Origin of the sequence: Burkholderia sp. 572, assembly GCF_040545135.1 — a bacterium.
GTDB classification, from domain to species: domain Bacteria; phylum Pseudomonadota; class Gammaproteobacteria; order Burkholderiales; family Burkholderiaceae; genus Burkholderia; species Burkholderia cepacia.
This window is the reverse complement of sequence record NZ_JBEPLH010000017.1, coordinates 34,765-48,538: the sequence shown is the minus strand read 5'-3', so window position 1 is coordinate 48,538 and position 13,774 is coordinate 34,765. Positions and strand designations below refer to the sequence as shown.

General features: G+C 65.0%; 11 protein-coding genes. 1 reads left to right on the top strand and 10 read right to left on the bottom strand.

All coding sequences use genetic code 11. The features are described 5' to 3' along the window. Window positions 1-126 precede the first annotated feature (126 nt). Window positions 127-2,190 carry a polyphosphate kinase 1 gene (ppk1, locus tag ABIC51_RS28565; protein ID WP_027787867.1) on the top strand — a complete coding sequence of 688 codons (2,064 nt, stop codon included), beginning with the start codon at window positions 127-129 and terminating at the stop codon, window positions 2,188-2,190. A 135-nt stretch (window positions 2,191-2,325) separates the two neighbouring features. On the opposite strand, the gene phoR is transcribed toward ppk1, so the two are convergent. The 10 genes from phoR to ftsH form a co-directional block, all read right to left on the bottom strand. After that, on the bottom strand, window positions 2,326-3,645 hold the full coding sequence (phoR, locus tag ABIC51_RS28560) for a phosphate regulon sensor histidine kinase PhoR (RefSeq protein WP_027787868.1): 1,320 nt from the start codon (window positions 3,643-3,645) through the stop codon (window positions 2,326-2,328). A 57-nt stretch (window positions 3,646-3,702) separates the two neighbouring features. Beyond that, a complete protein-coding gene (gene phoB, locus ABIC51_RS28555) occupies window positions 3,703-4,404 on the bottom strand; it encodes a phosphate regulon transcriptional regulator PhoB (protein WP_027787869.1) in 702 nt (233 codons plus the stop codon). Between the two features lie 32 nt (window positions 4,405-4,436). Then, window positions 4,437-5,141: a phosphate signaling complex protein PhoU gene (gene phoU, locus ABIC51_RS28550; RefSeq protein WP_027787870.1), complete on the bottom strand. Its 705-nt coding sequence runs from the start codon at window positions 5,139-5,141 to the stop codon at window positions 4,437-4,439. 18 nt (window positions 5,142-5,159) lie between these two features. Next, entirely contained in the window at window positions 5,160-6,008 is an 849-nt protein-coding gene (gene pstB, locus ABIC51_RS28545; RefSeq protein WP_027787871.1) for a phosphate ABC transporter ATP-binding protein PstB, read from the bottom strand. Between the two features lie 15 nt (window positions 6,009-6,023). Then, window positions 6,024-6,917 (bottom strand): phosphate ABC transporter permease PstA, encoded by an 894-nt coding sequence (gene pstA, locus ABIC51_RS28540; protein WP_027787872.1) that lies wholly within the window; start codon window positions 6,915-6,917, stop codon window positions 6,024-6,026. Further along, a complete protein-coding gene (gene pstC, locus ABIC51_RS28535) occupies window positions 6,914-7,900 on the bottom strand; it encodes a phosphate ABC transporter permease PstC (protein WP_027787873.1) in 987 nt (328 codons plus the stop codon). The genes pstA and pstC overlap by 4 nt, the downstream gene beginning before the upstream one ends. Before the next feature lie 94 nt (window positions 7,901-7,994). Beyond that, window positions 7,995-9,029 (bottom strand): phosphate ABC transporter substrate-binding protein PstS, encoded by a 1,035-nt coding sequence (gene pstS / locus ABIC51_RS28530; protein WP_027787874.1) that lies wholly within the window; start codon window positions 9,027-9,029, stop codon window positions 7,995-7,997. 458 nt (window positions 9,030-9,487) lie between these two features. Then, window positions 9,488-10,843: a phosphoglucosamine mutase gene (gene glmM / locus ABIC51_RS28525; RefSeq protein WP_021163356.1), complete on the bottom strand. Its 1,356-nt coding sequence runs from the start codon at window positions 10,841-10,843 to the stop codon at window positions 9,488-9,490. A gap of 28 nt (window positions 10,844-10,871) precedes the next feature. Beyond that, complete coding sequence (gene folP, locus ABIC51_RS28520; RefSeq protein ID WP_404841844.1) at window positions 10,872-11,765, bottom strand: dihydropteroate synthase; 894 nt, start codon at window positions 11,763-11,765, stop codon at window positions 10,872-10,874. A gap of 78 nt (window positions 11,766-11,843) precedes the next feature. Next, window positions 11,844-13,742 carry an ATP-dependent zinc metalloprotease FtsH gene (gene ftsH, locus ABIC51_RS28515; protein WP_021163358.1) on the bottom strand — a complete coding sequence of 633 codons (1,899 nt, stop codon included), beginning with the start codon at window positions 13,740-13,742 and terminating at the stop codon, window positions 11,844-11,846. Window positions 13,743-13,774 lie beyond the last annotated feature (32 nt).

The following is a 13,774-nucleotide window of genomic DNA, read 5'->3' as shown; positions in this document are numbered from 1 at the left end:
GGACGAAACGATTACAGCGTAGAATTTCCCGATATAAATACATCATTGTCATCAGCACGTCATCGTACCGTGAGAGTTTCCGAGCGTCCTTTCGAATCATCGCCCGAATCCCCCCCTACTCTGCCGATGTCCGTCCGTTATCCGCTTCTCAATCGTGAACTCGGCATCCTCGGTTTCAACGAGCGCGTGCTGGCCCAGGCAGCCGATCCGCAAGTCCCGTTGCTCGAGCGCCTCCGCTTCATCTGCATCACCAGCAGCAACCTCGACGAATTTTTCGAAGTCCGGATGGCCGGCCTTCAGGAGCAGATCCGCGACAACCCCGGCGCCCTGACGCCCGACGGCATGTCGTTACAACATGCTTACGATCTCGTGGTCGAACGCGCGCAGCGGCTCGTTCATCGACAGTACACGATGCTGCACGAAACCGTGCTGCCCGCGCTCGAGCAGGAAGGCATCTACTTCCATGCGAGCGACACGTGGAACGACGAGCAGCTCGAATGGGCGCGGCACTACTTCCTCGACGAACTGCTGCCCGTGCTGACGCCGATCGGCCTCGATCCCGCCCACCCGTTCCCGCGCGTGCTGAACAAGAGCCTGAACTTCGTCGTCGAGCTCGAAGGCCGCGACGCATTCGGCCGTCAGGCCGTGATGGGCATCGTGCAGGCGCCGCGCGCGCTGCCGCGCGTCGTACGCATGCCGCACGCGCTGTCGGGCTTCGAGCACGGCTTCGTGCTGCTGAGCTCGTTCATGCAGCGCTTCGTCGGCGAACTCTTCCCGCAACTCGTCGTGAAGAGCTGCAACCAGTTCCGTATCACGCGCAACAGCGAACTGTTCGTCGACGAAGACGAGATCACGAACCTGCGCGTCGCGCTGCAGGGCGAACTGCCCGCGCGCCACCTCGGCAACGCGGTGCGCCTCGAGGTATCGGCCGACACGCCGCCGCACATCGTGCGACGCCTGCTCGACGAAAGCGAGCTCGGCGACAAGGACTGCTATCGCGTGGCCGGATCGGTGAACCTCGTGCGGCTGATGCAGATTCCCGATCTCGTCGACCGACCCGACCTGAAATTCACGCCGTTCACCGCATCGACGCCCGCCGCGATCACGAACGCGCCGACGATGTTCGACGCGATCGACAACGGCGACATCCTGCTGCACCACCCGTACGAGAGCTTCCAGCCGGTGCTCGAACTGCTGCAGCAGGCCGCGAAGGACCCGAGCGTCGTCGCGATCAAGCAGACGATCTACCGCACCGGCACCGATTCGCCGCTGATGGACGCGCTGATGGAAGCCGCGCGCAACGGCAAGGAAGTGACCGTCGTCGTCGAACTGCTCGCGCGCTTCGACGAGGAAACCAACATCAACTGGGCGTCGCAGCTCGAGGCCGTCGGCGCGCATGTCGTGTACGGCGTGGTCGGCCACAAGTGCCACGCGAAGATGATGCTGATCGTGCGGCGCGTCGTGCAGGGCGGCAAGGCGTCGCTGCGCCGCTACGTGCACCTCGGCACCGGCAACTACCATCCGCGCACGGCACGCCTCTACACCGACTTCGGGCTGATGACGGCCGACCAGAAGATCTGCGAGGACGTCCATCACGTGTTCCAGCAACTGACCGGCATCGGCGGCGAACTCACGCTGCACGAGCTGTGGCAGTCGCCGTTCACGCTGCATCCGCGCATCATCGACTCGATCCGCGCGGAGATCGACAATGCGCGTGCCGGCAAGCGCGCGCGCGTCGTCGCGAAGATGAACGCGTTGCTGGAACCGACAGTGATCGCCGCGCTGTACGAAGCGTCGCAGGCCGGCGTCAAGGTCGACCTGATCGTGCGCGGCGTCTGCGCGCTGAAGCCCGGCGTGCCGGGGCTGTCGGAAAACATCACCGTGCGCTCGATCGTCGGCCGCTTCCTCGAGCACCACCGGATCTACTATTTCCACGCGAACGGTGCCGAGGATGTCTATCTGTCAAGCGCCGACTGGATGGACCGCAACCTGTTCCGCCGCGTCGAAGTCGCGTTCCCGATCCGCGATCGCAAGCTCAAGCGGCGTGTGCTGGCCGAAGGGCTGTCGGTGTGCCTCGGCGACAACCAGTCGGCATGGCAGATGCACAGCGACGGCCACTACCGCCGGCGCCGCGCCGGCAAGACGATCCGCAACGCGCAACTCGGGCTGCTCGCGAAGTTCTGCTCGTGAACCGGCAACGCGGCGCGAGTTGCGCGCCGCGCACCAGCGTTGCCAACGAAAAAGCGCAGCCCGCGGGCTGCGCTTTTTCGTTGCGGATCCGGCGTGCCGCCGCTCGCAAAACGAGCGACGGACGCCGTTACGCGATCATGCCTCGTACGTGGCCGGCCGGATCGCGATGACGCGCGAACCCGGGAACCGCGCGGTGAACGTGCTGCCGCGCCCTTCCTCGCTCTGTACGTACAGGTGTGCGTCGTGCCGCTGCAGCACGTGCTTGACGATCGCGAGCCCGAGCCCCGTGCCGCCCGTGTCGCGCGAACGGCTACGGTCGACGCGATAGAAGCGCTCGGTGAGCCGCGGCAGGTCGGCGGCCGGAATCCCGAAGCCGCTGTCCGTGACGGAAAACACGCCTTGCGCGCCTTCGCGCCGCCACGTCACGACGATCTTCCCGCCGTCCGGCGTATAGCGGATCGCGTTCGTGACGAGATTCGCGAATGCGCTGAACAGTTCCGTCTGCGCGCCGGTGACGCCGAGCGTCTCGTCGATCGAGAACGCGATGTCGTGATGTCCGTTCGACAGCGTCTGCGCGTCCTCCTTCAGGTGGTCGAACACGGCGCGCATGTCGATCGCGCGATCGACCGGCGGCTTGCTTTCGCCCTCCAGCTTCGCGAGCACCAGCAGGTCGGTCACGATGTGCCGCATCCGCGACGCCTGCTGCTCCATCATCTCGAGATAACGCGCGCGGTCTTCCTCGTTCAGCGGCAGCTCGCGCATCGTCTCGAGAAAGCCCGACAGCACGGTGAGCGGCGTCTTCAGTTCGTGCGACACGTTCGCGACGAAGTCGCGCCGCATCGCGTCGGTCCGCTCGAGCTCGGTGATGTCCTGCGTGAGCAGCAGCTTGCGGTTCTCGCCGTACGGAAACACCTGCACTTCCAGCACGTTCTGCCGCGAGTCGCCCATACCGCGCATCACGAGCGTCTCGTCGTAATGCTGCGCGTTCAGGTAGCGGACGAAATCGGGATGGCGTACCAGGTTGGTGATGTGCTGGCGCAGGTCGCGCTTCGCATCCAGGCCGAAATGAACCTCGGCGATCGCGTTGCACCACTCGATCTGGTCGTGATCGTCGAGCATCGCGACGCCGTTCGGCGACGCCTGGATCGCCTGGATGAAGCGCGAATGCTGCTGCTCGACCTGCCGCACCTGCGCATGCCACTGCTTCGCGAGCTTGTGCAGACGATAGTAGATCTCGCCCCAGATGCCCGGCGCGCTCGGCACTTCACCGTAGACCGGCGCATCGAGCAGCCGCCACAGACGCTGCGTGTGAAAGGTACTGAAAAAGCCCTGCGCGACCAGCATCACGACGACGAACACGAGGCCCGCGGTCGGGCCGGCGAACACGCCGACCAATACGCCGATCAGCACGAGCAGCACGAGCGACACCAGAAAGCGCGCCCAGATGATGTTCATGATTCAGCGCCCGAAAGAATGAACGGCATGCCGTGGCACACGGCAGGCCCGAATACGTTACGCGTGCTTGGCGAGCCGGTAGCCGCTGCCGCGCACGGTCTCGATCATCGCATCGCAACCGGCCGGTTTCAAGGCCGCGCGCAATCGTTTGATGTGCACGTCGACGGTCCGCTCCTCGACGAACACGTGGTCGCCCCACACCTGGTCGAGCAGTTGCGTGCGACTGTGCACGCGCTCCGGATGCGTCATGAAGAAATGCAGCAGGCGGAACTCGGTCGGACCGAGATCGAGCTTGATCTCACTGCCTTCCGCATGCGCGGCGACCCGATGCGTGGCCGGGTCGAGGCGCAGCCCGTTGATCGACACGACGTCCTCGGTCAGCTGCGGCGCACGGCGGCGCAGCACGGCCTTGATCCGCGCCATCAGTTCCTTCGGCGAGAACGGCTTCGTCACGTAGTCGTCCGCGCCGATTTCGAGGCCGAGCACCTTGTCCTGCTCGTCGCCGCGGGCGGTGAGCATGATGATCGGGATGTGCTTGGTCCGTTCGTTGTTGCGCAGGTCGCGCGCGAACGCGATACCGGATTTGCCCGGCAGCATCCAGTCGAGCAGCACGAGATCGGGCAGCACGTCGCTGATCAGGTTCTGCGCCTGTTCGGCGTTGTACGCACGAATCGGGCAGTGACCGGCGTGCTGGAGATTCACCGAGATCAGTTCGGAAATCGCGGGCTCATCTTCAACGACGAGAATGTTGCTGGGCATCGGCACCTCTTTTTTCCCCTGTACGGAGTCGATTAACTGTTGGCTTCGCGATCGAGCGTGTCGCGCGGCTGGTGCCGCACGTCCGTGCCCTTCACGATGTAGATGATGAATTCGGCGATGTTCTTCGCGTGGTCGCCGATCCGCTCGATCGCCTTCGCGATGAACAGGTATTCGAGGCCGACCGAGATCGTGCGCGGATCTTCCTGCATGTACGACACGAGCTTGCGCACGAACGCACGGAATTCCAGGTCGATCTCCTTGTCGTCCTTGACGATCTGCGCGGCGGCCACCGTATCGAGACGCGCGAACGCGTCGAGCGCACGGCGCAGGATCGTCACGGCCATCTCGCCCGACACCTTGATCTCGGCGATGTTGACCGCACGCGCGGCCGGCTCGTCGACCAGGCGGCGCACGCGCTTCGCGATCTTCTCGGCCTCGTCGCCTGCGCGCTCGAGGTTCGTAATCGTTTTCGAAATCGACATCAAAAGACGCAGGTCACGCGCGGCAGGCTGCCTCCGCGCGATGATGTTGCCGCACTCCTGGTCGATGTCGACTTCCATCGCGTTCAGCGTTTCCTCGGCCGCGATCACCTTCTCGGCCGTATCGCGATCGAACTCGTTCAGCGCGTGCATCGCGCCGACGATCTGCGACTCGACGAGCCCGCCCATTTCCAGCACTTTCGACGACACGGCATTGAGGTCCGCGTCGAACTGGCTCGACAGATGTTTATCCGACATGGCTGTTGTTCTCCGTCATCAACCGAAACGGCCGGTGATGTAGTCTTCCGTTTCCTTGCGCACCGGCTTGATGAAGATCTTTTCGGTCTCGCCGAATTCGATCAGCTCGCCCAGGTACATGTAGGCCGTGAAATCCGAGCAGCGCGCCGCCTGCTGCATGTTGTGCGTGACGATCACGACCGTGTAGTCGCTCTTCAGCTCCGCGATCAGCTCTTCGATGCGGCCGGTCGAGATCGGGTCGAGCGCCGAGCACGGTTCGTCGAGCAGCAGCACTTCCGGACGGATCGCGATGCCGCGCGCGATGCACAGACGCTGCTGCTGGCCGCCCGAGAGGCCGTAGCCGCTCTGGCTCAGCTTGTCCTTCACTTCGTTCCACAGCGCGGCCTTCGTGAGCGCCCACTCGACGCGGTCGTCCATTTCCGAGCGCGTGAGCTTTTCGAACATCTTCACGCCGAACGCGATGTTGTCGTAGATCGACATCGGGAACGGGGTCGGCTTCTGGAACACCATGCCGATACGTGCGCGCAGCAGCGAGATGTCGCGCTTCGTCGTCAGCAGGTTCTCGCCGTCCATCAGGATTTCGCCTTCGGCGCGCTGCTCCGGATAGAGCGCGAACATCTTGTTGAACGTGCGCAGCAGCGTCGACTTGCCGCAGCCCGACGGGCCGATGAACGCCGTCACCTTCCCTTCGGGAATGCTCAGGTTGATGTTCTTCAGCGCGTGAAACTTGTTGTAGAAGAAGTTGAGGTTGTTGACCTCGATCTTCGCGTTCAGCGGCTCGAGCGGACGGCCGTGCGCCGCTTCGTGCGTGCCGGCCGGCGCAGCGGTGCGCTCGACAGGATTCAGGTGGCTTTCTGCCATATTCATCGGATTGCTCCGCCGTTACTTTTTCGAGAAGATCGTGCGCGCCAGGATGTTGAGTCCGAGCACACCGAGCGTAATCAGGAACACACCCGCCCATGCGAGCGCCTGCCATTCCGCGAACGGGCTCATCGCGAACTTGTAGATCGTGACGGGCAGGTTCGCCATCGGCTGGCTCATGTCCCACGAGAAGAACTGGTTCGACAGTGCGGTGAACAGCAACGGCGCCGTTTCGCCTGCGATCCGCGCGACCGCGAGCAGCACGCCCGTCACGATCCCGCCGACCGATGCGCGCAGCGTGATCTTCAGCACCATGCGCCACTTCGGCGTGCCGAGCGCGAAGGCCGCTTCGCGCAGCGCGTTCGGCACGAGCTTCAGCATGTTCTCCGTCGTGCGGATCACGATCGGAATCTGCAGCAGGGCAAGCGCGATCACGCCGGCCCAGCCCGAGAAGCGCCCCGACTTCGCGACGACGATCGCATACACGAACAGGCCGATGACGATCGACGGCGCCGACAGCAGGATGTCGTTGATGAAGCGGATCGTGCTCGCCAGCAGGTTCTTCTGGCCGTATTCGGCGAGATAGACGCCCGCGAGGATGCCGATCGGCGTGCCGACCAGCGTGCCGAAACCGCACAGCAGCAGGCTGCCGACGATCGCGTTGGCGAGACCGCCGCCTTCCGTGTTCGGTGCCGGCGTCGATTCCGTGAACAGTTGCAGCGACAGGCCGCTGACGCCGAGATGCACCGTCGTGTAGAGAATCCACACGAGCCACAGCAGCCCGAAGGCCATCGCGCCGAGCGACGCGGCCAGCGCGATCGCGTTGACGGCCTTGCGCTTGCGCTGCAGGCGGTTGCGCATCGCGTCGAGCACGGCGCCGTCCGGCCCCGGGAAATTCATGATGGGCTCGCTCATTTCTTGCCCTCTCCCTTCTCGAGACGAAGCAGCAGCAGTTTGGAGATGGACAGCACGATGAACGTGATCAGGAACAGGATCAGGCCCAGCTCCATCAGCGCGGACGTATGCAGGCCCGGTTGCGCTTCCGCGAATTCGTTGGCCAGCGCCGACGTGATGCTGTTGCCCGGTGCGAACAGCGACACGCTGTCGAGCAGGTTCGTGTTGCCGATCACGAAGGTCACGGCCATCGTCTCGCCGAGTGCACGGCCGAGGCCGAGCATCACGCCGCCGATCACGCCGGTCTTCGTATAGGGCAGCACGACCTTCCACATCACTTCCCAGGTCGTGCAGCCGATCCCGTATGCCGACTCCTTCAGCAGCACCGGCGTGACTTCGAACACGTCACGCATCACCGATGCGATGTACGGGATAATCATGATCGCGAGGATCACGCCGGCGGCAAGGATGCCGATACCGATCGGCGGGCCGGCGGTCAGCGGGCCGATAATCCAGACGTCCTTGAACAGGCGGCCGATCGGCTTCTGGAAGTATTCCGCGAAGATCGGCGCGAACACGAGCAGGCCCCACATGCCGTACACGATCGACGGAATCGCGGCGAGCAGCTCGATGGCGATGCCGAGCGGGCGGCGCAGCCACACGGGCGACAGCTCGGTGAGGAACAGCGCGATGCCGAAGCTGACCGGCACGGCGATGACGAGCGCGATGATCGACGTCACGATCGTGCCGTAGATCGGCACGAGCGCGCCGTAGAGGTCCGAGTTGGGATCCCACTCGGATTGCCAAAGGAAGCCGAGGCCGAACTTCTGGATGGTCGGCATCGACGCGATGATCAGGGAAACGATGATCCCGCCGAGCAGCAGCAGGGTCACGATGGCGGCGAGCCGTGCAAGACCGCCGAATACGACATCCCCGAGGCGGCTCGGCGCGCGTTGCTGCGCAACGTCGGCGGACCGTGAGGACGTATAGGAAATATCAGACATGGGTGCCTGCTTTTGATTGCCGGGCGCCGTAACGCCCGGCTTTACCGCACACACTGCCCGACCTGCACGGCCGGGCAGCGAACCGCTGCAATGCTTACTCTGCGGCGACCGGCTTGCCCGACGCGTCCGTCACCTTGACCTTCCACTGCTTGCGGATTTCCGCTTCGACTGCCGGCGGCAGCGAGATGTAGTCGAGGCTGTCAGCAGCCTTCTCGCCGTTCTTGAACGCCCAGCTGAAGAACTTCAGCGTTTCCGCGCCCTGCTCCGGCTTTTCCTGCTTCGCGTGCAGCAGCACGAACGTCGCGCCGACGACCGGCCAGGCTTCCTTGCCCGGCTGGTTCGTCAGGATCTGGTAGAACGACTTCGACCAGTTCGCGCCTGCGGCAGCGGCCTTGAACGTTTCGGTCTTCGGCTCGACCACCGTGCCCGTCGAGTTCTTCAGGGCCGTGTAGATCATGTTGTTCTTCTTCGCGTACGCCCACTCGACGTAGCCGATCGCGCCCGGCAGGCGCTGCACGAAGGCCGCGACGCCGTCGTTGCCCTTGCCGCCCGTGCCCGTCGGCCAGTTGACCGTCGTGCCTTCGCCGATCTTCGACTTCCACTCGTCGTTGACCTTCGACAGGTAGTTCGTCCAGATGAAGCTCGTGCCCGAGCCGTCAGCGCGGCGGACCACGGCGATGTCCGTGTCCGGCAGCTTGACCTTCGGGTTCAGCGCGGCGATCGCCGGGTCGTTCCACTTCTTGATCTTGCCGAGGTAGATGTCGCCGAGCACCGGGCCCGACAGCGTCAGTTCGCCGGCCTTCACGCCCGGCACGTTGACGACCGGCACCACGCCGCCGACCACCGTCGGGAACTGGAACAGGCCTTCCTTCGCGAGCTCGTCATCCTTCAGCGGAGCGTCCGAGCCGGCAAAATCGACCGTCTTCGCGATAATCTGCTTCAGGCCGCCCGACGAACCGATACCTTGGTAGTTGACCTTCGCGCCGCCGGTCTGCTGGTAGTCAGCAGCCCATTTCGTATAGATCGGCATCGCGAACGTGCTGCCTGCGCCCGTGATGTCGGCAGCGTGGGCGGCGACGGCGAAAAGCGCGCCAGCCAGGCCGGCAATCGCGGTTTGCATCAATTTCATGAGACCTCCAGTGTGTGAGCGGATGACTACGGCACCGCGAAGGTTAGGGGCTCCTCATGACGGTAATGTGACAATCGATGAAACTGGCGTGACAGTAACATGACTGGTTGAAAGGGAGTAACAGGGTCGGCGCGCGTGGCGCGCAGACGGCGCCGGAGGGGCGATGGCGGCAGGAATTGCCGGCCCGGAAGGGACAGGATGACGCCCCGTTTCTCACTGTGCGGCGGGATCGCAGCGGCGCGTCGGTGGTACGAAAAGCCTCCGCCGGCGGCTGGCCCGATCTCGGGGTCGGGGTCGGACGATTTTTCGCCCGGAGAATGCGGCAGTCGATATGCGTTACTTATAGGTATCGCAAACCTTTGCGTCTGACGAAATCGCGGCGCCCGAAGGCGCCGCATGCCGGTTCATCGGAACGCCGGCGCGCGGGCGTCTGATCGCCCTCGCACCGGGCCCGCGCGTCAGGCCGTCGCCGCGCGCACCGCGTCGGCGATCGTCTCCGCATGGCGGACCGCGTCGGCCGCTTGCTGCGCTTCGACCATCACGCGCAACACGGGCTCGGTGCCCGATGCGCGGATCAGCACGCGGCCGCTGCCGGCGAGCGCGGCTTCGGCTGCGTCGATCGCTGCGCGAATCGACGTGCTGCCCTTCCAGTCGGCACCTGGCTTCATCCGCACGTTGATCAGCTTCTGCGGGAACAGCGTGACGCCGTCGAGCATCTGCGCAAGGGTCTGGCCGCTGCGCTTCAGCGCAGCCAGCACGAGCAGCGCCGACACGATGCCGTCGCCGGTCGAGTGGCGATCGAGCGACAGGATGTGGCCCGAGCCTTCCGCGCCGAGTTGCCAGCCGTGCTCGCGCAACTGCTCGAGCACGTAGCGATCCCCGACCGCCGCCCGCACGAACTTCACGCCCGCGCGCTGCAGCGCGACTTCGACGGCGAGATTCGTCATCAGCGTGCCGACCGCGCCCTCCACCTTGCCGTCGGTCGCGATCCGGTCCTTCACGAGCACGTAGAGCAGCTCGTCGCCGTTGTACAGGCGACCGGTCGCGTCGACGACCTGCAGGCGGTCCGCATCGCCGTCGAGTGCAATGCCGAGATCGGCGTGGTTCGCGCGCACCGCGCGCACCAGCGCGTCCGGCGCGGTCGCGCCGACGCCGTCGTTGATGTTGAAGCCGTTCGGCGCGACGCCGATCGGGATCACGTCCGCGCCGAGTTCGTGGAACACGTGCGGCGCGATCTGGTACGCGGCACCGTGCGCGCAGTCGATCACGAGCTTCAGCCCGCGCAGGTCGAACGCGGCCGGGAACGTGCTCTTGCAGAATTCGATGTAGCGGCCGGCCGCATCGTCGAGACGGCGCGCCTTGCCGAGACCGTCGGACGATGCGCATTCGAGCGGCTTGTCGAGCCACGCTTCGATCGCGGCTTCGGTGTCGTCCGGCAGCTTGTTGCCGTCAGCGGAGAAAAACTTGATCCCGTTGTCGCGATACGGATTGTGCGATGCGCTGATCACGACGCCCGCCGACAGGCGCAGCGCGCGCGTCAGGTAGGCGACCCCTGGCGTCGGCATCGGGCCGGCCAGCATCACGTCGACACCCGCCGCCGAGAACCCTGCCTCGAGCGCGGCTTCGAGCATGTAGCCCGACACGCGCGTGTCCTTGCCGATCAGCACGGTCGGCCGCGAGCCGGCCGCGCCATCGGCCGAGCTGGCCAGTACTTTGCCGGCCGCGTAGCCGAGACGCAACACGAAATCCGGCGTGATGGGCGCCTCGCCCACCGTGCCGCGAATGCCGTCCGTGCCGAAATATCGACGTCCCATAGCGAATCTTCCTCCTTCGTCTTCTGACTTATCGTTGCCGCGCGGCTTCGCGCACGGCATTCCAGACTTTCAACGCATCGACCGTCGCCGCGACATCGTGCACGCGCACGATCGCCGCCCCACGCTCGACCGCGCACAATGCGGCCGCCACGCTCGCCACGACGCGCTCCATCGGCGGTTTGCCGCCGATCACCGCGCCGAGCATCGACTTGCGCGACATGCCTGCGAGTATCGGATACGCGCGCCCGTCGGGCCGCGCGGGCGCCGTTTCCGGCAGTGCGGCCAGGAGTGCATAGTTGTCGTCGACGACCGCCTTGCCGAACCCGAAACCGGGATCGACGCAGATCCGCTCCGGCGCAATCCCCGCGTCGCGCAGTGCCTGCGCGCGCGCGGCGAGAAAATCGCGCACGTCGGTCACGACGTCGCCGTAATCGGGTTCGCCGACCTGCATCGTTTGCGGCTCACCGAGCATGTGCATTGCACACAGCCCGCAATTTCCCTCGCGCACCGCGTCGATCGCGCCCGGCTGGCGGAACCCCCAGATATCGTTGATCAGGTCGGCGCCTGCGGCCAGCGCCGCGCGCATCACGGCCGGCTTGTAGGTATCGATCGACAGCGGCACGTTCAATGGACGCAGCGCTTCGACGAGCGGGATCACGCGCGCGAGTTCCTCGTCGAGCGGCACCGGCGGTGCGCCGGGGCGCGTCGATTCGCCGCCGATATCGAGAAGATCGGCGCCTTCGGCAATCATCCGCTCGGCCTGGCGCAGCGCATCGTCGCGCGCGAGGAAGCGGCCGCCGTCGGAGAACGAATCGGGCGTGGCGTTGAGAATGCCCATCACGAGCGGGCGCTCGAACGTCAGTTCGAAGCGGCCGCACCGGAGTGGCGCGGGAATTTTGGGGGAAACAGCGGAATCGGACACGGGCAACTGGCGTGAATGAATGCAAAACGGGCCGGTGTGAAGACACACCAGCCCGTGAACGGTGCTAAAGAGCGGAGATTATGCCGCCGGCGAAGCAGGCGCCGGCGCGTTGCCGGCCTTCACCTCGGCGCTGCTGCCGCCACCCGACGAATCGCCGCCGACAGCCGGCGAGCTCTTCGGGGAGCGCGGCGGACGGCCTTCCATGATGTCGTTGATCTGATCGGCATCGATCGTCTCCCACTCCATCAGCGCGGCGGTCATCGCTTCGACCTTGTCGCGGTTCTCTTCGAGCAGGCGGCGCGCAAGGCCGTACTGTTCGTCGAGCACGCGGCGGATTTCCGAATCGACCTTCTGCTGCGTCGCTTCCGAGATCGTGCGCGTGAAGCCACGGCCGAACGGCGATGCATCGTTTTCGTCGTCGACGTAGACCATCGGCCCGAGCGCATCGGTCATGCCGAAACGGGCGACCATCGCGCGCGCCGTCTGGGTTGCCTTGTTGAAGTCGTCCGACGCACCGGTGCTGACGAGGTTCATGAACAACTCTTCCGCCACCCGGCCACCGAACAGGATCGCGAGGCGATCCATCAGGTAGTCCTTCGAATACGTTTCGTTGTCATGCTCCGGCAACTGCCACGTGACACCCAGCGCGCGACCGCGCGGAATGATCGTGACCTTGTGCACGGGGTCGGCCTTCGGCAGCAGCTTCGCGATCACCGCGTGGCCCGACTCGTGATACGCGGTCGCACGCTTCGCTTCCTCGCGGATCACCGCCGACTTGCGCTCCGGACCCATGAAGATCTTGTCCTTCGCGTCTTCGAAATCCTGCATCTCGACGATGCGCTTGCCGCGGCGTGCGGCGAACAGCGCAGCCTCGTTCACGAGGTTCGCGAGATCGGCGCCCGAGAAGCCCGGCGTGCCGCGCGCGATGACCGCCGCATCGACGTCGTTCGCGATCGGTACCTTGCGCAGGTGCACGCGCATGATCTGTTCGCGGCCGCGGATGTCCGGCAGACCGACGTAGACCTGGCGGTCGAAACGGCCCGGACGCAGCAGCGCCTTGTCGAGCACGTCGGAACGGTTGGTTGCGGCGATCACGATCACGCCCGAGTTCGCCTCGAAGCCGTCCATCTCGACGAGCATCTGGTTCAGCGTCTGTTCGCGCTCGTCGTTGCCGCCGCCCATGCCGGCGCCGCGATGACGGCCGACCGCGTCGATTTCGTCGATGAACACGATGCACGGTGCGTGCTTCTTCGCCTGTTCGAACATGTCGCGCACACGGGCCGCGCCGACGCCGACGAACATTTCGACGAAGTCCGAACCCGAGATGCTGAAGAACGGCACCTTCGCTTCACCCGCGATCGCGCGGGCCAGCAGCGTCTTGCCGGTACCCGGAGGGCCGACGAGCAGCACGCCGCGCGGAATGCGGCCGCCCAGCTTCTGGAATTTCTGCGGATCGCGCAGGAAGTCGACGAGCTCGGACACTTCTTCCTTCGCTTCGTCGCAACCCGCGACGTCGGAGAAGTTCACCGCGTTGTTGTTCTCGTCGATCAGCCGCGCACGGGATTTGCCGAACGAGAACGCGCCGCCTTTGCCGCCTCCCTGCATCTGCCGCATCATGTAGAACCAGAACACGATGATCAGGATCGTCGGCCCGAGGTAGTACAGCGCGGACATCAGCGCGTTCGGCTCGTCGTCGGCCTTGCCGCTGACCTGCACGCCGTACTTCATCAGATCGCCAACCATCCAGATGTCGCCGGGCGACACGATCTGGTATTTCTGGCCATCAGCCGGAGTGACGGTGAGGTTGCGCCCCTGAACGATGACGTTCTTGACCTTGCCGTTCTTGGCGTCGTCCATGAACTGCGAATAGGACACGCCTTCCTGGACGCGGGGCTTGTCGAACTGCTTGAACACCGTAAACAGCACCAGTGCGATCACCAGCCACACCGCTGCCTTCGAAAACATATTGTTGTTCAAAGCACCACTCCTTCACTCGTAGACGAGCGCCT